Source organism: Microcystis sp. M179S2 (genome assembly GCF_020245805.1).
GTDB lineage: Bacteria > Cyanobacteriota > Cyanobacteriia > Cyanobacteriales > Microcystaceae > Microcystis > Microcystis aeruginosa.
Genome location: NZ_JADBUE010000305.1, coordinates 1 through 18,486, shown reverse-complemented (window position 1 = coordinate 18,486; position 18,486 = coordinate 1). Strand labels below are relative to the sequence as shown.

At 42.1% G+C, this 18,486-nt stretch carries 18 protein-coding genes; 4 read left to right on the top strand and 14 right to left on the bottom strand.

Annotated elements, in window-relative coordinates:
- Positions 1 to 15 precede the first annotated feature (15 nt).
- Entirely contained in the window at positions 16 to 2,148 is a 2,133-nt protein-coding gene (glyS, locus tag IM500_RS19065) for a glycine--tRNA ligase subunit beta (RefSeq protein WP_190718798.1), read from the bottom strand.
- 270 nt (positions 2,149 to 2,418) lie between these two features.
- Between glyS and IM500_RS19060 the strand changes: the two genes are divergently transcribed.
- The gene (locus IM500_RS19060; RefSeq protein WP_190718802.1) at positions 2,419 to 2,940 is read left to right on the top strand and encodes a DUF3122 domain-containing protein; all 522 of its coding nucleotides are present in this window, start codon (positions 2,419 to 2,421) and stop codon (positions 2,938 to 2,940) included.
- A 28-nt stretch (positions 2,941 to 2,968) separates the two neighbouring features.
- Positions 2,969 to 3,553: a MiaE family protein gene (locus IM500_RS19055; RefSeq protein ID WP_190718805.1), complete on the top strand. Its 585-nt coding sequence runs from the start codon at positions 2,969 to 2,971 to the stop codon at positions 3,551 to 3,553.
- Positions 3,554 to 3,581: 28 nt separating this feature from the next.
- Here the strand turns inward: IM500_RS19055 and IM500_RS19050 are convergent, their stop codons facing one another.
- Positions 3,582 to 4,772, bottom strand: coding sequence for a GNAT family N-acetyltransferase (locus IM500_RS19050; RefSeq protein ID WP_190718808.1), 1,191 nt, complete (start codon positions 4,770 to 4,772; stop codon positions 3,582 to 3,584).
- A 36-nt stretch (positions 4,773 to 4,808) separates the two neighbouring features.
- Complete coding sequence (locus IM500_RS19045; protein ID WP_190718811.1) at positions 4,809 to 5,489, bottom strand: RibD family protein; 681 nt, start codon at positions 5,487 to 5,489, stop codon at positions 4,809 to 4,811.
- Positions 5,490 to 5,580: 91 nt separating this feature from the next.
- Here IM500_RS19045 and IM500_RS19040 point away from each other — a divergent pair, with 91 nt between their 5' ends.
- A complete protein-coding gene (locus IM500_RS19040; RefSeq protein ID WP_190718814.1) occupies positions 5,581 to 7,506 on the top strand; it encodes a sensor histidine kinase in 1,926 nt (641 codons plus the stop codon).
- Positions 7,507 to 7,547: 41 nt separating this feature from the next.
- Here IM500_RS19040 and pheA read toward each other — a convergent pair whose 3' ends face one another.
- Entirely contained in the window at positions 7,548 to 8,402 is an 855-nt protein-coding gene (gene pheA, locus IM500_RS19035; protein ID WP_190718817.1) for a prephenate dehydratase, read from the bottom strand.
- Positions 8,403 to 8,568: 166 nt separating this feature from the next.
- Complete coding sequence (locus tag IM500_RS19030) at positions 8,569 to 9,012, bottom strand: ribonuclease D (protein ID WP_199328709.1); 444 nt, start codon at positions 9,010 to 9,012, stop codon at positions 8,569 to 8,571.
- An 18-nt stretch (positions 9,013 to 9,030) separates the two neighbouring features.
- Here IM500_RS19030 and IM500_RS19025 point away from each other — a divergent pair, with 18 nt between their 5' ends.
- Entirely contained in the window at positions 9,031 to 9,519 is a 489-nt protein-coding gene (locus tag IM500_RS19025; RefSeq protein WP_061430996.1) for a universal stress protein, read from the top strand.
- 13 nt (positions 9,520 to 9,532) lie between these two features.
- On the opposite strand, the gene lepB is transcribed toward IM500_RS19025, so the two are convergent.
- The 9 genes from lepB to IM500_RS18980 form a co-directional block, all read right to left on the bottom strand.
- Positions 9,533 to 10,105, bottom strand: a complete 573-nt coding sequence (lepB, locus tag IM500_RS19020; protein ID WP_287739333.1) for a signal peptidase I — start codon at positions 10,103 to 10,105, stop codon at positions 9,533 to 9,535.
- Positions 10,105 to 10,938 carry a nucleoside triphosphate pyrophosphohydrolase gene (mazG, locus tag IM500_RS19015; protein ID WP_190718826.1) on the bottom strand — a complete coding sequence of 278 codons (834 nt, stop codon included), beginning with the start codon at positions 10,936 to 10,938 and terminating at the stop codon, positions 10,105 to 10,107. The genes lepB and mazG overlap by 1 nt, the downstream gene beginning before the upstream one ends.
- A gap of 368 nt (positions 10,939 to 11,306) precedes the next feature.
- Complete coding sequence (locus tag IM500_RS19010; protein ID WP_012267375.1) at positions 11,307 to 11,678, bottom strand: hypothetical protein; 372 nt, start codon at positions 11,676 to 11,678, stop codon at positions 11,307 to 11,309.
- Between the two features lie 384 nt (positions 11,679 to 12,062).
- Positions 12,063 to 12,530, bottom strand: coding sequence for a nucleotide exchange factor GrpE (locus IM500_RS19005; RefSeq protein WP_190356653.1), 468 nt, complete (start codon positions 12,528 to 12,530; stop codon positions 12,063 to 12,065).
- Positions 12,531 to 12,532: 2 nt separating this feature from the next.
- Complete coding sequence (locus tag IM500_RS19000) at positions 12,533 to 12,919, bottom strand: J domain-containing protein (RefSeq protein ID WP_242029970.1); 387 nt, start codon at positions 12,917 to 12,919, stop codon at positions 12,533 to 12,535.
- Positions 12,919 to 15,378, bottom strand: a complete 2,460-nt coding sequence (locus tag IM500_RS18995) for a hypothetical protein (RefSeq protein ID WP_287739332.1) — start codon at positions 15,376 to 15,378, stop codon at positions 12,919 to 12,921. The genes IM500_RS19000 and IM500_RS18995 overlap by 1 nt, the downstream gene beginning before the upstream one ends.
- 20 nt (positions 15,379 to 15,398) lie before the next feature.
- Positions 15,399 to 15,896, bottom strand: a complete 498-nt coding sequence (locus IM500_RS18990; RefSeq protein ID WP_190718831.1) for a LysM peptidoglycan-binding domain-containing protein — start codon at positions 15,894 to 15,896, stop codon at positions 15,399 to 15,401.
- A 2-nt stretch (positions 15,897 to 15,898) separates the two neighbouring features.
- Complete coding sequence (locus IM500_RS18985; protein ID WP_190718834.1) at positions 15,899 to 18,115, bottom strand: Hsp70 family protein; 2,217 nt, start codon at positions 18,113 to 18,115, stop codon at positions 15,899 to 15,901.
- A gap of 124 nt (positions 18,116 to 18,239) precedes the next feature.
- Positions 18,240 to 18,486 (bottom strand): hypothetical protein (locus IM500_RS18980; RefSeq protein WP_287739331.1); only part of this gene is annotated, 247 nt, incomplete at its 5' end.

The following is an 18,486-nucleotide window of genomic DNA, read 5'->3' as shown; positions in this document are numbered from 1 at the left end:
TAACTGATAACTGAATTATCCCTTGACAATTGCCCCAAAATCTGCTAGAACTCGGGCGTGATTTCGCAGTAAACCCAACAGATTTAAACGATTGCGACGGACAGATTCTTTTTCGGCCATGACTAACACACTATTTTCGCCATCGAAAAAGTCAGCCACCACGGGAGAAATTGCCGTTAAAGCAGTGACGAGACGCTGATAATCTCTTTGCTCTCTTGCGCTGATAGTTTCGGGAATTAGGGCAATTAAAGCGTCATAAAATGCCTGTTCGGAGGATTGTTCAAATAACTCCGTATCGATGATTGCCTTGGCTTCTAGGGTAGTTGTATCTAAATCTCCTTTTTGTGCCAAACGGGTCGAGCGATTGACGGTTTCATAGATGTTGGCTAACTGACCATCCTGACGAATTTGGCATAAAAAGCGAGCGCGTTCACGGGTATCTAATAAATTTTCTAAAGCGCGAGACTTATACTCTGGATCGTTTTCCCCTAAAACTGCATTAACGAGATCATAATCTATCCTAAAATCATCACTTAAGAGAGTTTGCAGACGTTGTAAAAAGAAATCTTTAATCAGATTGGCCGGGTTGGGTTTATCGGGATGACTGGTGACAAAATCCTGAGCTATTTGCTCAATTAATGCCAAAAGATTGATATTAAAATCGGCTGACCAGATAATACTAATTATTGCATTGGCAGCCCGACGGAGAGCGAAGGGATCTGAGGAACCAGTGGGCAGCATTCCCAGTCCAAAAATACCGACTAAAGTATCTAAGCGATCGGCAATTCCCACCACTTGACCGGTTATTGTTTCCGGGAGTATATCCCCAGCATTGCGAGGCAGATAATGTTCAAAAATGCCCCGGGCAACTACAGGCGATTCACCACTAATTAAAGCATATTTTTCGGCCATTACTCCCTGTAATTCGGGAAATTCATAGACCATTTGGGTAACTAAATCCGCTTTACAAAGCATGGCAGTGGACTCTATATCACTGCGACTTTGTTCATCGAGATTTAACTGTTCGACGATCATCTGGGCAATTTCCATAATTCGATCGACTTTATCGCGCATGGTTCCCAATTCTTCTTGGAAAGTGACGGTTTCCAGTTGGGGAAGAAAACTATCTAAGGGTTCATCACAATCGGCAGTATAGAAAAATCTGGCATCAGCTAACCGTGCGCGGATAACCCTTTCATTTCCCGCGGAAATAATCTCCGATTTCTGGGGATCGCCATTGGAAATAGTAATAAAATAGGGTGACAAACCCTGGGGAGTTTTCACTGGGAAATAACGCTGGTGTGTCACCATCACGGTAATAATTACTTCTGGGGGTAATTCCAGAAATTCATCGTCAAATTTGCCAATAATTGCCGTGGGATATTCGACTAAGTTAGTCACTTCTGCTAATAAATCGGCGGGAATTTCTGCCACTCCCTGGAGTTTTTTAGCCAGGGTGGTAATCTGATCAGTAATTATCTGTTGACGCACTTGCGGATCCGCTTCCACAAAAATCGAGCGCAAACTGGTTAAATATGCTTGGGGATGACTAATGGCTAAGGATTGCGGGTGTAGAATGCGATGACCAAAAGTTAAGCGATCGCTGGTTAAAGTGGTAGAGCCATTAATTAATTCTAGGGGTAAAACTTCCCCATCCACTAAAGTTAATAACCAACGAATTGGCCGGGGAAATCTTAAATCTCCATCTCCCCAACGCATAAAACGTCTTCCTTCCAAACGGGTAATCCATTGGGGAATTAATTCAGTTAAAATCTCGGCTGTTGGACGACCCGGAATCGTTTTTTCAATATAGACAAATTCTCCTTTGTCTGTGGCACGAATGGAGAAAGCATCGGTGCTAACTCCCTGTTTTCGAGCAAAACCCTCACCAGCGGCGGTAATTTGACCATTTTTGTAGGCCGCACTAACTGGAGGTCCTTTGATCTCCTCGCTGCGAGCCTCTTGCTCCCTCGGTAATCCTGTGATTAACACGGCCAAACGGCGCGGTGTTGCGTAAACTTGAATAGCAGTCGCGTCCAGAGATTCCGTCTCTAAACTCTTGCTAACTCTTTCCTGCCATTGTGCGATCGCGCTATCGACAAAATCTGCGGGTAGTTCTTCTGTACCGACTTCCAGTAAAAAATCCATCTGATTGATTGGCCGTGTTTATGCTTCACCAATCATCTAGGCTATCACAGAAGCCGTATCCTTAGTTTTTGCTCAGCTGTACTGCATTTAAACTGCATATTGGAAATTTTAGTACAAATGCTCAAACTTCCCCGACCTAGCTCTGGCGCTGCCCACTCTCCTATCCCTTTTAAACATTATGTTAGTATAACTATATGGCGATACAATTGCATTAGCTTGGCTAAACGGACAAAGTTGCTATCAGATTTTATCTGTTATGTCAATAAAGTTATGAAACGATTTCTATTATTATTTTGTGTTCTCGTGAGTTTTTTGCTGTTTATCAGCTTTGAGATTGATTTTTCCTTGTCTGCACTAGCTCTAACTCGACAACAGCTAGAGGGGCCGGGGCAGCTGTTGTATCAATCCCGTCATAGTTTGCGCGATGATACTGGTAGTCCTTGGCAGGTGGTGTTGTTCAAACGAATTAAGGATGGGGAAACCCGAGAAATTAGTTTGCGCTTGGTGGGATTTCCTGAAGGGATTGAGTTTCTCCATGGAGAAAGATTGACGATAACGACAGCTAAAGGCGAAATTTTAGCGGCTAAGGATGCTTTTGCCGAAAAATCACCAGCAGCTAACGTCGGTCAATACGAGATGCAGGATATCTTACCGCAGCTACCCGTTACTGAAGCGATCGAACTTTCCCTACCCCTAGAGGCTCCCCGTCATCTTAACATCCCGATTCCTGTACTTTTAGAATGGCAAAGTCTGCTTTTTTCGGCAAATGTTCGACTTTTTGGGTTAGGGTGAAAGATGCAGCAAATTGGAATCAGCGACGATGGGAAAGATTAATTTATTAGTCAGTGCCACCTCTGAGGATTGGATAGAACAGGCAATTAATAATTTAGGGATTATTCTGCTCGATCATTCCCATTGTGAGCGAAAAGCGGCAGGAGTGGCCTTAAATCTCATGTTTCGTTATCCTTCCTACGCTTCCCTCGTGCGGAAATTAACGGCGATCGCCCAAGAGGAATTAGAACATTTTGAACAGGTAAATCAATGGTTAGATAAATGGGGAATTCCCCTCGCTCCCTTGAATTCTCCCCCTTATGGTGCTAAATTAAAGGCCCAGATTCGTCACCAAGAACCCGATCGCCTTTTGGATTCGCTGTTAATATCAGCTTTAATTGAGGCGCGTTCCCACGAAAGATTGGGTTTATTGGGAGAATATTGTCCTGATCCCGATTTAGGCAAATTTTATCGTAGTCTCATGGCTTCCGAAGCGCGTCATTATGGTATTTATTGGCTCTTAGCAGCGGATTATTTTGAACGGACAGTGATCGAGCAACGTTTAGAAACCCTAGCGGTGATCGAGAGTGAGATTTTAGCCAATCTGCACCCGGAACCTCGTATTCATAGTTGATTGCACCCAAGTACAAACCCTATCTAAATTACTCGTTCAACTCAATTTCTCTCTTAGAAAAGGGTAAATCTTGATTGATTGCCTCAATTTCTTCCTGTTCCATTTGATTAAATTCATGGATATAATTGCGGAGAATTTGAGTCATTTTGCCATGATAAAAACGGTGTAAACTGTGATTAGCAGTAGCGGGAAAACCCCGTCTTTTTTTATGTTGTCCTCCCGCACCCGGGTCAAACATGGTAATACCTTGACTAATTGCCCAATCGATCGGTTGATAGTAACAAGCTTCAAAATGTAAACAGTCGTACTCTTGAAAACTGCCCCAGTAACGACCATAAAGATTAGTATCTTTGCGAATACAAAAAGATAAACCCACGGGTTTAGTATCCTTTTCATTTTGGTAGGCAGTAATCAAAACCACTCGCTGACGATAGTTCGGATATAATTGTTCAAAAAATTTCTGTGTCAGATATTTACTTCCCCAGTAAAATTTATCACAGGTACTGCTATAAAACCGATAAATTAACGGGAATAAATGATGGGGAATTTCTTCGGCGGCCAGAGTTTTAATAATTAACCCCGCATTAGTCACCGCTTTCCGTTCCCGTTTAATATTGCGGCGTTGATTAGCATTAAAAACCGTCAGATAATCTTCAAAACTTTGAAAACCCTTGTTATTCCAAATATAACTATGATGTAACCAGGGAGTAAAGCCAAAATTTTCCATTAAAATTCGCCATTGGGGATCCACAAAAAGAAAATGACAACCCGACAGATTATTTTGATCACAAAAATGATCAATTGCCGCTATCATTAAAGCAGTAATCTCCAGTTCATTTTCCCCTGGAGCAATTAAAAAACGATAACCTACCGCCGGAGTAAAAGGGGTCATTCCTAACAGTTTTGGATAGTATCTAATCCCCAAACGATGGGAAAGATCCGCCCATTGGTGGTCAAAGACAAATTCACCGTAACTATGACTTTTAATATACAAAGGAGCGGCGGCAATTAACTCAGCACCGCGCCAAACTGTTAGATGAGCAGGTTGCCACCCCGTGCGTCCCGTGGCGCTGCCAGAAGTTTCGATATTATGTAACCATTCCCACTCTAGAAAGGGAGTAGTTAGGGGTTGAGCGAGAGCATCCCATTTTTGTTGGGGAATCTCACTCATTTTATCAATCCAAGCGACAGAATATTGTGGTTTAAGCTGTTCTACCATGGGACAAGATAAGTCAACCTTTTTATTTAAGGTAATCTAGTTTTGAGATTTGTGGGAATCTCGTTCAAGGGAATAATGTAGGAAAATTTCTTCTTGCACGGTTTCCACGCTCAAAAGTCGTAATTTTCTGGCAGAATCAGCCATAAATCCAGTTCCCCCCAGGGGAGTTGCCGCTTTATTGCCTCCTAACAGCAACGGACAAATGGTTAGGTAGATTTCATCGATTAAATCTTCAGCTAAAAGAGAGGCAATTAATTCACCTCCTCCCAGAATCGCCAGCTTTTTAATACCTAGGGTGGTAAATTGACTAAAAATAGCCTTCCAATCACCGCAGACTAAGACAAGCTCAAATAAACCCCGATTTTCCCATGCCGCCACTTTTTCCGCTGCCGTGATTAACCAGCGCGGGAAAGGCTGCTGAAAAAATTTCATCCGGGGATCAAGCTGGCCCGAATAAGAACAAACGATCTGTATCGGTTGCGGGGATAATCCCCGTTGTTGACGGTATGCGAGAAAATCGGTATGACGGATAGGAAGACTGGTGTGATAAGCGCGCAGGGTGTTAGCACCGAATAAAGCGGCATCCATGCGCGATAAATGTTGTTCTAGACGCATTTTATCGGTAACAGAAGCAAATCTGGCCGCTGACTGGTAGGCGTCGGCAATTTTACCATCGGCACTCATGGCTAAAATAACGGTGGTGTGAGGACGATTCATGGCAAATGATGAGGAATATCACCGGGTCCGATTGGTTAATAGGCTAGTATAGTCTGGAGTTTGATAGCAAGAATCAAACCAATTTCTGCCTATGCCTATCGGTCAATCCTCCTTTCGTCGTATTCTGCTCTCTCGCTTACTCTTGGTTAGTGTTCCTGTACTACTAATGGGAGTTTATGTTACCTATCGTAAGGCGCGATCGGCTTTTTTGGAAACGGCCCGTCAAAATCTCACCGAAAGTGCCATCAGAAAAGCAGACAATATTGATCAATCAATTCAATTTTTGCAGGCCAATCTTATCACTGCGGGCGAAAGTCTGGTTTTAAAACAGGGAACCTTAGCCGAAAAAGAAGCTTTTTTACAACAATTCACGGCCCAGCTTCCTAATCAGATTAACTGTGTGGAATTAATTGATATTAAGACCAAGAAACCTTTATTAAATCGAGCCTGTGAACCAGAAATTATCAAAGTTTTGCCCCTGGAAAGATGGACAGAAAAACGGACTAGCTCTGCTGGGAATATCGAGAATGTTTTAGTTAGAAGTTTACCTCGACAACTTTTAACAAAATCTCCCAATAATAATCGTCAATTAGAATTAGTTTTTGCTGTTCCCATCTACGATAATCAAGGACAATTACAATCTAGTCTGATTCTGCAAACTTCTCTACTTTACCGTGAGAAGGTTTTACCCGGTTCTTTATCGGGTTATCCCGTGGTTATTTCTGAAAATGGCATTATTCTCGCTCATCCCTATTTTGATCGCATTGGTAGCCATATCAGTCAAGAAGCTGATGCTGAACGCCTCAATCTAATCATCATTAATGCTGTTAGAGGTCAACAGAGATTTCTCCATTTATTTTCTTTCGAGAAATATGGCAAAGAGTTAGTCGCAGGTTATAGTTCCCTCCCCAGTCCAGTTACGGGAGAATCATCCCAAAAATGGATAGTTTTAGCCATTAGTCCCCTCTCCCAAGCTCTGGCTCCTCTGCAACAAATTTGGGAGGCAATTTTTTATCTGATTTCTGGTTTATTATTAGCTTATTTAGTAGCTATTATACTGATCACTAGGGATTTAGCTAGACCTTTAGAAAAACTGCGAGATTATGCCTTAAATATTCAGAAAATTCCTTCACAAAATATTACACCACAGAACTTTAATATTCGAGAAATTAATCAGTTAGCCTCGGCCTTAGAGGAAATGCTCGAACGTTTACGCCTTTGGGGAGAGGAAATAGTTAAGAGTTGGCAAGAAGCGGAAAATGCTAATCAATTAAAAAACCAATTTTTGGCGAATACTTCCCACGAATTACGCACCCCTCTCAATGGTATTATTGGCTCAATTCGTTGCGTTATGGATGGATTTTGTAATAGTGAGCAGGAGGAAAAAGAATATCTGCAACAAGCGGATAATGCAGCTGTACATCTTTTGGAAATTATTGATGATATTCTCAGTATTGCTAAAATAGAAGCGGGCAAACTTTCCGTTAATCTTGAACCAGTAGATTTACACCAAATTATCAATGAAGTTATTAATTTACAAACAGCATCGCTGCAACGTAAGCACTTAAAATTCAATCTACTTTTTTGTCCAGAAATTCCTATAGTCTATGCTGATACCACTAAATTTAAACAGGTAATTTTGAATGTTATTTCTAACTCAATTAAATTTACTGATACAGGCACAATTTCTTTAATAACTCGCCTAGAAAATACACAGGCTATTATTACTATCATCGATACAGGAATCGGTATAGACCCCCAGCAACAATCAAAATTATTCCGTCCTTTTGTGATGATTGATGGTTCCACAACTAGAAAATTTAGCGGTACGGGTTTGGGATTAGCTATTTCTAAGAATTTTATGAAAATGATGGGGGGAGATATTACTATCTCTAGTCAAGGTCAAGGTTTAGGAACAACTGTAGAAATTATTCTTCCTCTAGTGGGGGAAAGAAAGCTTGATTCTACCCCAGAGGAAAACTCATCTTTGCCGATTCTTCCCTCTCTTAAAAGCTAAAATATCTCTATTTAATTTCTGTAATTTATGAGGAATTTAGTTTATAATTCCTCTAAACTTTCTACAGGCAAATTAACCACCTGATAAGCACCAAAAACCTTGATCGCGTCGGTATAATTGGTTAATTCTTCTAAAGTTGCCGCGATTAAATGCTGTTGATCTGGATTAATTTCTAGATCAATAAAAAATATGTATTCCCCTAAAGATATTTTAGTTGGTCGCGATTCGATCCGAGATAAATTAAGCTGACGTTTGGCAAAAACTTCTAAGGGTTTGACTAAAGCGCCGGGTTGATCTAAAACTTGAAAAGCGAGGGACATTCGCTCACCTTGGCGATGGGAAGTTAAAGCCATGACCCAAAAACGGGTACAATTATCGGGATAATCATTAATTGGTTGTATTAGTATTGGTACATGATAGAGTTTTGCTGCCCGGGGGGAAGCAATAGCGGCAGAATTGGCCTCTCGATCGAGAATTTGAATCGCTTCTGTGGTAGAATTAGTAGGAATAATCGGCACGGTAGGCAAATTATTTTCTAGCCATTTTTGACATTGGGCTAAAGCTTGGGGATGGGAATAAACGGTTTTAATTTCTGTTAGCGATTGTCGAGGAGATAGAAGTGCATGGGAAATCGGTAAAACTAATTCTTGTTGAATCTGTAACCCAGGTAATTGCCATAAAGCATCAAGAGTCATTACCACACTTCCTTCGGTGGAATTTTCCACCGGGACCACTGCTAAATCGGCCTGATTTTGGACAACCGATCCCAGGGCCAAGGCAATGCTAGGATAGGGTATTAATTGACGAGGCTGGGGTGGTAAACTATTAGCATAGGCTAAAGCGGCTGTTTCTGAATAGGTTCCCACCGGCCCCAGATAAGCGATCTTTACAGTCATTGAAATTATCCCCGCAAGCAATTTTTTCTAGCTATTATTTGTCTATTAACATCCCTGTTTAATTGTATCTCAATTCTGGCAATGTTAAATAGTCAGACAAAATCAATTTCTGACAGCGTTTCTTATAAAGATGAAGTGTAACCTGCATTTGGTAAGGTCGTTGGCCTCAATTACCCCCCTGTTCACTTTTATCGATAGCGGGAAAATGACAAAGACATTCAGCCACGGTTTTCAGTTGATAATTGGGTAAAGGAGCAATATAGTAGGGAACCTTTTTAGCTAACTCTAGGGTACAGGTAATTTTTTTAACTTGGCTTTTACCGCCCAAAAATTTACAATCATAACTAGCATTGTGAAAAACCTTTTCTATCCGGTCAACCAGCATGATTTTAGTGATAAAATAGTTAGTAAGATCGGGTCGATCAAGAACATCCAAAATTGTCACCCGCTCACCCGTTAAGTCCGTGGAATCAGCCAGAATTTGAATCAGAGACAAACGGGGAGTCTTGCTATTGTAATCGGCTACTTCCGTATCTAACCAAAGAATGGGAAAATGAGAAAAGTGATCGATCGCATTCCTAATAGCGTCGGATTCCGTTAAATAAGGCATGGTTGCAGAGGCTGAAAAATGTATCAAAAAATCTTGATAGCAGTAGATTTGTCGGAGATGGGGGAGAGTGTCTTTAAGGAGGCTGTATCCTTAGCCAGTAAGTACGAAGCTAACCTCCTACTACTGCACGTCCTTTCCCCTGAGGAAGATTATAGCCCTTTACCGATTCCACCCAATTTAGCCGATATTTACCCCGCCCAGGGGAATGATCTCACTCTCGATTTTTGGCGGCAACAATGGGAAGAATTCGAGCAGAAAGGGGTGGCCATGTTGCAAAAAAGAGCTAATCAGGCGGGAGAAATGGGTGTCAAGGGAGAATACCGGCAAATTTACGGTCATGCAGCCAAAACTATCTGTAAAGTGGCGCGAGAGGAAAATATTGATTTAATTGTCATCGGTCGGCGTGGGCGATCGGGTCTAGGAGAGTTATTCTTAGGTAGTGTGAGTAATTATGTTCTCCATCATGCCCCCTGTTCCGTCTTAATTGTTCAACATCATCAAGACTAAAAATTCCTGTTAGCTATTCCCCCCCTAAAATCCCCAAACGATTAAAAGGAAAAAAGCGAAAAACCGCCCTACCAATCACGTTATTTTCCGGTAAAAACCCCCAGATATGGGAGTCATTGCTATTATTGCGATTGTCTCCCATGACAAATAAATTATTTTCCGGCACAAGCAAAGGCATTAAATTATATTGAGGGGATTCGAGAATATAATCCTCTGACAAGGGTTGATTATTCAGATAAATTTTGCCCTCCTTGACAGCAATTACGTCCCCTGCGGTGGCAATCACTCTTTTAATAAAAGCTTGGTCCCTTTGATATCCCTGTAATTGTAATTGTGCCGGCGGTTCAAAGACGACGATGTCCCCCCGTCGAGGGGGATGGAAATCGTAGGAAAGTTTTTCCACCACTAAGCGATCGCCCTGTGCTAAGGTGGGTAACATAGAATCAGAGGGGATAAAACGAGGTTCAGCCACAAAAGTGCGAATCAGTAGGGCTAAAACTAAAGCTATAGCGATAATTTGCAGATTTTCTCGAATAGAAGCCCAAAAACTCTTAGATTTGTCCTTATTAATTTCTTGCTCTTGCATTATTGCCCAGATGATGGTTGATGTAACTTAGCTTTCGCTTGCTGCCAAAAAACTGTTAATTCCTCTAGTGTATAGTCATGGAGAGGCTTTTCCGCCACGGATTCCACTAGGGAAAAACGTTGAATAAAACGCAGATTAGTCTCTTGTAAAGCGATACTGGGGTCTAAATTATACCAGCGAGCAAGATTGACAATAGTAAAGAGTAAATCGCCTAATTCGGCCTGTTGATGCTCTTTATCGCCCGATTCTAGGGACTCTTGCCATTCTGCTAACTCTTCGCCAAATTTTTCCCAGACTCCTGCGATATTTTCCCATTCAAAACCGACTCGCGCTGCTTGCCGAGAAATTTTCATCGCTCCCATCAAGGGTGGTAAAGTTTGGGCATAACGGGTTAATTTGCCGCTAATAGTCGGGTCATTTTTTTCCTCAGCTTTGATTTTCTCCCAATTTTGACGCACCTGTTCGGGATTTTCTAGGGATAGCTCCCCAAAAACGTGGGGATGACGACGAATTAATTTATCGGTGATGCCCCTAGCCACTTCTTCTAGGCTAAAATTACCCTCATCGCTGGCAATTTGGGCTTGTAAAACCACCTGTAGCAGTAAATCACCTAATTCCTCGGCAATGGCAGTTTTATCACCGCTTTTAATCGCCGCTACCACCTCATAAGCTTCTTCGATAACGTAGGGAATTAGGGTTGCCGGGGTTTGAGCTAAATCCCAAGGACAGCCGCTTTCTGGGTCTCGTAAACGGGCAACAACGGTGATTAAATGGTTTAATGCCTCTAAGATGCCCTTGTAGCTGGGATTGTCGGTTTCTGGAAGGCTAGACATCGATTTTTTCCGGTTTTCTCCCCCATTATACCGGTTAGTTATCAGTGATCACTGATCAGATGTGAGTTTTCAGTTAACTGATCACTGTTTACCGATCACAGCAAAAAAGCTTTTATTTCCCTATCTTCTCATATTCAGTTACAGCCTTTCTCATAATTTGATATCGACGACCGGCGACCGACTCCCCAAAAGGAAAACTTCGTACCTCACCATTCAGATAACTGCTTTAGCTCAATAACGATGAAAAAACCCGGTAAAACCGGGTTCCACTAGCTTGGAATCTGTATAGTCAACCGATAAAGCAATTGAAAACTTAAATAAATCTAAATAGAAAAAAGGTAAGTAATTCCACTGTAAGAAAATCAGATTTAATGAACTACCCCGCAAGTTAGGGGACAAGAAGCATAAACAGCTTGATGAGAGGTTTTTACCTCACCGTGTAACCAGTGCAACCAGCTAACTTCATGGGGATGAACACCTTTTGCTGCTAACAAAGCGGCACTAATTAGGATAGCCAAAATATTGATACCAATAATCATTCCCGCCACTAAAAGCACGGAACTAATCGGTAAAACTGACTGTAAGATAATCGCCGACAATGCTCCCACTGTCATCATTAATACTACTAAAGGAAATCCCACTACTAATAAACAGACAGTGAGGACGAAACTCCAGAGAAGAAAGCTTTTTAGCATTGCTAAAGAAACGTGGCCCCAGTTATTTCTTGCGGTTAATTGCATCTTCCTGACCTCTTACAAACTTGGTGGTCTAACTTTTCTGCACGTCGGCTCAAAGTTGATGAAAACCAGTATAGGGAAAATACCGAAGAAGATGAGCTATTCGCAATATAAATTTACAATCATCGCTGATCATCTATGTTATATGTATCGAACTATTACAAGAATCGGCGAGAGGTATCGAAAACTTTACAATCAGTTTTTCTTGATCCCCAATCTAATTTCCCGATGAAATCCTTGATCCCCGTCGATAATCCTTTCTTGTCTCCCTGCCCTCAGATTTTTCCTCGTCTCCTTGTAACAAATCTTTACAAGCACCTCTAGAATTCTCAGAAAATAGGTGGACGGGAGCGCCAGGGTTGGGAGTGGGAAGTGGCAAGGGGTTATCTATTCTTGTTTAGATGTAATAACCTCCATCGGTCTGAGTAATTTATCCTCGATTGTAAATCCCTGCCTGACTATTTTTGTGATCGTCTGTTCTTCCAAATCGGGGCGTATTTCTCGAGCGACCACCTGACAGATAGTAAAATCTGGCTGATCAGCGGATAGTTCTATTTTCAGCACCTGACGTTTTTCTAGAATACTTAATAATTTTGTCTGTACACTTTTTAAAGATTTCGGTAATCTTTTCCCGACTCGATCATCTGGTTCGTGTCGATATTCTAAATAATTTAATAACGATTCGAGGGTATCAAATACCTCTAATAGTTCTAAAAAAATCTGTTCTTTTTCCGAGCGATTGTTCTCTCCTTGCTGCCGTAAAGCTTGTTTTAAACTTGCCTCCTCTTTGGTTAAATTTATAATTAGGCTTAATAATTTGTTTCTATCTTCTTCGCTAATTTTGTAATTATTCATCCTTATTCCTCCAAAAAATTAAGGTCTTTGAGTATCGATGAAGCCAGTTCGCCAGCAACTTTTTTAAGTTGTTCTTGATCGTAATTATTAATATCATCCATGGTATTTAAGATTTCTAAAGATGGTAAAGGTTCAGACAATTCCGAGAAAGACATGGTTTTCAAGCGTTGAACCAGAGGGAGATGAGGACGTAAATAATCCGCAACTATCCTATCTTGAGGATTCATTAATATCTTACGCGCTTTAGCTATGCTATCCATAGAATACCTACGGCGTTTCATAGCTAGACCGAAAGCTTTAGTGATTTCGGCAGTGGAAGCGGCGGGGGAAATTTCTAGAATATCGTAAGGATTACTATCTAAATTATCGTACATTAATCTAACTCCCATTAAATAATATGAAATAGTTTATAGACTTCTCGAAACTCTGGAGCATCTGGGCATAATTCGTAAGCCGATCTAACAAGTTCTATTAGTAATTCTTGGGGTAATTTTTGATAATTTTCTCTTAAAAGATCGAGACAGAATTGGGCGGTAAGGTGACGGAGTTTTTGTGATCTCGATCGTTTCGCCTTTTTGATCGCCTCAGAAAATTGATTGCGCTCCATCAATCGCCCTACTTCCCTTACGTCTTTTCTAAAAATAATCTCCTCGATGAATTCGTTTAGTATGGCATTATTGTAATCTATCTGTTTTAATTTCTCCAGTTCGCTTAAAGCTTTGGAATCGTCTATCTTTTGCTCATCCAATCTCCTGACTATTTCCAAGGCTTTATCTCGGACGTAATACATTTTCGAGTTAGTAGTTTGTACTAACTCGTACCAATTTCTATTCATCCTTAATAGATTCTCGAAACCCTCAATCTCCTCCTGTAATTCTAGGTAAAGTCGATCGATCTCCTCAATCCATTCTGGGTGATTTTTAAGGGCTGGTTTCGCCTCTTTTAAAGGATTCTCGGCTTTTTGCCACTGTTTCTGTTGTAGATAATGACAACCTTGATGGAATGATACAAAAGTATTAGCTATCTGTTCGAGATTAGATTGGCAGGTTAGGGGTTTTAACGCGACTCCGCGAACCCGATCCCCCTGCAAACAGGCAGCCACCGATTCCCCCCAACGGGTATAGAGAGTCGCCCAGAATTGATCGGGCAGTTTAACAGTATTTCTATCAGGGTGAGTCCGATACAACCCAGGTAGGATGGTTAACCCTTCGATATGGATTCCCTCTACAGGATTATCCCGTAATAACCCTAGGGCGACAGTATCGCGACGGTAAAGATCGCGAAGTTGCAGGTAGTAATTTAGGTCTTCTTTGGTTCGATCGATCAGCTCCTCAAGTATTCGGGTTAATTGTGCCTCTAAGTCCCGTATATCACCGTCATCGATAACTTTCCAAACCATATTCCTGATACTGGTGTTGAGATTTAAATTCGCCGTAGCGGATAACCAGACGGGTATTAATTTCTCTAGGGTAGCGGGATTTTCTACCGATCGATAATAAAGGGCGATTGCCAAATTGTGCAATGATTCCAGATTGCGTTTTCTTTCCCATTCCCTCTCGGCGTTGATAAGGATTTTTTCTCGATCCTGAGACATCCAGAGTTGATGGGCTATCCGGGAGACGATATGATTGCTTAAGTTCTGGCTAACTTGAGGGTCATCGCCGAATTTCTCTAAAAACACCTCACTTTTCGAGCGGGCTAATTCTAGGTTTTCTTCTTGAATTAGTTCTTGTATTTCCTGCTGTAGAGTTAATTTTTCCCTTTGGCTATATCGGGTGAGCAGCTCTATCTGTTCTTTAATTTCCGGTCGATCGATCTTTTTCCATTCCCGACGCGCTTTCCTCCATTCCTTTAATCTCGCATAACCGTAACCCCGGAAGTAGATCGATTCCCTATCTTCGATTCCCTCTAATTGTTCTATTCCCTCCCGATAGTTCCCCGCTTTAATATTCGTCATGCCTAATCGCCGGTTTATATCGATTAATTCGGGTGTCATGAGTAGGGCTTTTCGATAGTTATCTATCGCCTTGTTTAGATCGCCGTTTTTTTCGGCAGCCACTCCCTGTTCAAAATAATTGAAGCCGATCGTTATCTGTTCTACCTTAGTTAATAGGTTTTTAACGTCCAGTCGCTGGAAATCTGCTAGGGCTTTATTTATTAACTCTCTCGATTGTTTTAGTTGTCCCTGTCGGGCTAATTCCTGGGCTTTTTTAAGTCTTACTTGACAGATATTTTCTGGCTCTACCTGTAATTGACATTGCTGGATTTCTAAACGGATTCGGTGATGGGAATAAAGAGCCTGTGCGCTTTCCAGTACCCCTAAAGCCTTCTTAAAATATCTCCGATTTCCCAACTCCTTGCCCTGTTTAAAAAAATCCAGAAATTTTTTTCTTTTTTCTAATTCTTGTTCAAGATTTTTCTCTAAAGATCTTAACTTAGGATCATTAATTAATTTGTTAGCCTCTTGGTAGAATTTTAACGCCTCCGATAACTTTCCTTTCTCGAAAGGGTTTCCCGTATCTTCCGCTTGTAATTTTATCGCCTTATTCGCCAGTTCTCTGCCCTTTTTAATTCCTTCTATTCGTCCATAAAAAACCAAGAAAATCAAAACAAATGTAGTGATAGAAAAATAAGTGATAAAATTCTCATCTAAAGCCAGCCAATTTTTGAGGACAAAGAGGATAAATATAATGACAAGTACGCAACCAAAGCCGGTTAATATTTCTGATTGTCTTGAGGAATAGTTATTGTCCTTATTAGTAGGAAACCCTAAAAAAACAGCCGTTAAACTAATGGCGAGAAAAAAAGCTAAAACAAATCCAATAGCATAGCCCAAGAAAACTAACATAATATTCGTACTGGGTAAAATTAACAGGATTTATCAGAGTTGGGGATCAATAACTTTTCACCGACCTCGAGAGAATCGAGCCGATCAAGCAAAAAAGGATTACCCTCAAGTATGGGAGATAATAGAGACTCATCTCCGTAAAAACGTTGAGCGATACGAGATAGGGAATCACCCGCTCGAACCCGATAGTTAAACCCATCCACGCAGACAGTTCTAGTCACCTCCTTCGATGGCGCGATCAGTTCCCCAACAGGAGGGATAACGGGACTAGATTCGCTGACAGGGATTAGGGAACGGGGGAATAGATTAGAAGCGATAGCGCCCAGAAAAATCCCCAAAATTAACAGCAAAAGAGCCAATCCCAGTAATAAGCCGCGGCGGTTAGTTGCAGTCGGATTATCGACAACGGGAGATAGTTCCATTAAAAGACGTAGAGAGGATAAATCCGTCTCGCAATTGGGGCAAACATTCCCCTCCACGTTCGATCGTTGACAAACGGGACAATTAATTTTACTCATAATTAAAATCGGGTTAATCCAGTGGCCACATTGCCTGTCGGTAATTCGATCTCGCAATTCTGGCGAACTTCCGGTAATAATCGCTGTAATTCTCGTTCCGCCGTTTCTCGATCCCCCGCTGCCAAAGCGGTGATAACCGCGAGGAATTTTCTCGCCATACTATCCGCGCTGGCTTGATTTACCACTCCAGTTCGGGTGATGACGCTACGACACAATAGCAGCAGCAGCAACAATTCGGATAAATTTTTCCTCTCCTGTAGTGCCGTTTCATTTAATCGCTGTATAGCCGAAAGATTACCGTTATTGATAGCTTTATTTAAATCTTCGATCAGTTGTTCGATGCGTGCCTGTTGTTCTTCCAGAACCAGAATTTGACAGTATTTTAAAACGAACTCGAACTCGGAGATCAGGATTTTACCCTGACTACTATCCTCGCAGGTGTAAGTTTTTAACTCCTGTAATTTTTCCCTGGCTACCTTGACCCGATCTTGCCGCGATTTTCCATCCTCTCCGCGGATTTGATTGGCCGCCCGAACTATTTCCCCAGCTATTTGATAGACGTATTCGGCCCCTACCGTGGTTAATAACTCCTTACGGTTCATCTCCTCGATACTTTCTTCTACCTGTCGCGATATCGCCTCGTCCTCACCCCCGCGGGAAAAATCGGAACTCACTTTGATCGAGGGGTCATTTTTTAAACTTGCTACCATCGATAGAGAATTATTCTGTTCGTCTAGGGAAACGGCTAGTAATATTTCTGTACCCTTTGGATAGGGTCGATCGAGGGCTAACCACATTTCCCCAATTTTCTCGTCGCACTTCTCCCCGGTACTTTCTTCCCGCACCCGATCCGGACTATAAAATTTAAAATGGATCAGACTCTGATCATCCACTTCGGTTTTAAAACTGTGGGTGGTTTTAACGGGTAATATATCCCCCTGTTTGATGATCCGATATTGGCTGCTGTCGGCCAAGTGGATACAGTAATCACGGGATACGGTCATTACCTTCTCTGTTAAACCAGCAGCCACGATCGCTGCTCCCTCCGCTACTGCATACATCGGCCGTCGATGAACTACCACCCTCTCGGAACCGAAAACTCTTTTAACTTCCTGTTGGACGAAAGGAATCTGGGAGGAACCCCCCACTAATAACACCACATCGATCAGATCTTCGGGATAGTCGGAATACCGGATCGCTTCTTGACAGATGGCGATCGTTTTCTCCACTAGGGGCCGGATCATCTCTTCAAATTCACTCCTCTTAATCGTCACGGAAATGGTGATCGCCATACCCATCTCATCGATCAACGGGGTTGCGGGGATGATGGCAGCACTTTCAGCACTACTTAAATCTATCTTTGCCCTCTCTACGGCACTCTTGAAATCCCCTAAAAATCTTACCCTTTGATAATGGGGCATCGCGGCGATCAGAGCGTCCACATCCTCTAGAGCTTCTTCTTGTGCCACTTTTTCCTTGACAAATCCCATTAATTGTGCATCTATATCATCTCCTCCTAACCAGAGATCCCCAGCTTTCCCCGATTCTATAAATTGATTTCCTGCGGCGGTGATCAAACAAGAATCGAAAGTACCGCCACCGAAATCGTACACCAGTATAGTTTTTACCTCCTCCGAATCCGGTTTATAACCGTAGGAAATTGCCGCCGCGGTCGGTTCTGAGAGCAACTCGCAGGCGATGATACCAGCCCGTTTTGCCGCCATCTGCGTGGCGTGACGCTGTTTATCGTTAAAATAGGCGGGAATAGTGATCACAGCTTCCTTTATCCGGCTTTTCTGACCGTTAGCCCCTTGATAATTCTGGGCATTAGCTACTACTTTTTTTAAAATCTCGGCCGATATGTCTTCCGGTTCGTATTCCTTGCCCCCTAACCATACCGATAGACTATCCTCCGTACCCCGGCTCGAGCGAGTGACTTTATAGCTTAAACGGGGTATTTGCTCCTGAACGATAGTATCGCTAAAACTCCTACCCATCAAACGCTTGATCGACATGATCACGTTTTCTGGGGTCGCCTTGATCTGTCTGTAGGCTTCCTCTCCCACGATCAGCCCCTCTCCGGCTAGGGAGACGAGCGATCGGGTTAATTTTCTCTCCGGAGGCGAGTTATCTGCGGCGGTCACTACCTCCACCCCCGCTAATTTAAATGCCGCTACTGAATTTGTCGTACCCAAATCTATCCCGACAATATTACCCATCGGATACCTTCATCTTTTTTAAGATTGCTCTTATTATACCCATGATTACTCTATTTGTTAAAGGAAATACTATAGCGATTTTCAGTCTAATGAGGTATGGCTGGACTTCACCCATACAGAAATACTAAAAAATCAACAAAACCCTTACTGCATGGGGCTTCTCAGAAAAAATTGACAAGCAACCACTGGGTACATTTTCCCCTTGAAAATGGCTGTACCGTTGACTGTATCTGGAGTAGAGCGATTCCGTAGAGTTGGCTGTATAGTGATCGCTCACCTTAGCGTAACAGATGGTGTCATTAATCTCTAGAGTCAGCGATTCCCTCTGTAGCCATGTTTTTGATGGTTTTCTGCCCCGAAACAAGCTATAG

Excerpts from the sequence above, each read along its gene's own strand:
- glyS (WP_190718798.1), bottom strand. The coding sequence starts at position 2,148 with ATGGATTTTTTACTGGAAGTCGGTACAGAAGAACTACCCGCAGATTTT.
- IM500_RS19060 (WP_190718802.1), top strand. The coding sequence starts at position 2,419 with ATGAAACGATTTCTATTATTATTTTGTGTTCTCGTGAGTTTTTTGCTG.
- IM500_RS19055 (WP_190718805.1), top strand. The coding sequence starts at position 2,969 with ATGGGAAAGATTAATTTATTAGTCAGTGCCACCTCTGAGGATTGGATA.
- IM500_RS19050 (WP_190718808.1), bottom strand. The coding sequence starts at position 4,772 with ATGGTAGAACAGCTTAAACCACAATATTCTGTCGCTTGGATTGATAAA.
- IM500_RS19045 (WP_190718811.1), bottom strand. The coding sequence starts at position 5,489 with ATGAATCGTCCTCACACCACCGTTATTTTAGCCATGAGTGCCGATGGT.
- IM500_RS19040 (WP_190718814.1), top strand. The coding sequence starts at position 5,581 with ATGCCTATCGGTCAATCCTCCTTTCGTCGTATTCTGCTCTCTCGCTTA.
- pheA (WP_190718817.1), bottom strand. The coding sequence starts at position 8,402 with ATGACTGTAAAGATCGCTTATCTGGGGCCGGTGGGAACCTATTCAGAA.
- IM500_RS19030 (WP_199328709.1), bottom strand. The coding sequence starts at position 9,012 with ATGCCTTATTTAACGGAATCCGACGCTATTAGGAATGCGATCGATCAC.
- IM500_RS19025 (WP_061430996.1), top strand. The coding sequence starts at position 9,031 with ATGTATCAAAAAATCTTGATAGCAGTAGATTTGTCGGAGATGGGGGAG.
- lepB (WP_287739333.1), bottom strand. The coding sequence starts at position 10,105 with ATGCAAGAGCAAGAAATTAATAAGGACAAATCTAAGAGTTTTTGGGCT.
- mazG (WP_190718826.1), bottom strand. The coding sequence starts at position 10,938 with ATGTCTAGCCTTCCAGAAACCGACAATCCCAGCTACAAGGGCATCTTA.
- IM500_RS19010 (WP_012267375.1), bottom strand. The coding sequence starts at position 11,678 with ATGCAATTAACCGCAAGAAATAACTGGGGCCACGTTTCTTTAGCAATG.
- IM500_RS19005 (WP_190356653.1), bottom strand. The coding sequence starts at position 12,530 with ATGAATAATTACAAAATTAGCGAAGAAGATAGAAACAAATTATTAAGC.
- IM500_RS19000 (WP_242029970.1), bottom strand. The coding sequence starts at position 12,919 with ATGGGAGTTAGATTAATGTACGATAATTTAGATAGTAATCCTTACGAT.
- IM500_RS18995 (WP_287739332.1), bottom strand. The coding sequence starts at position 15,378 with ATGTTAGTTTTCTTGGGCTATGCTATTGGATTTGTTTTAGCTTTTTTT.
- IM500_RS18990 (WP_190718831.1), bottom strand. The coding sequence starts at position 15,896 with ATGAGTAAAATTAATTGTCCCGTTTGTCAACGATCGAACGTGGAGGGG.
- IM500_RS18985 (WP_190718834.1), bottom strand. The coding sequence starts at position 18,115 with ATGGGTAATATTGTCGGGATAGATTTGGGTACGACAAATTCAGTAGCG.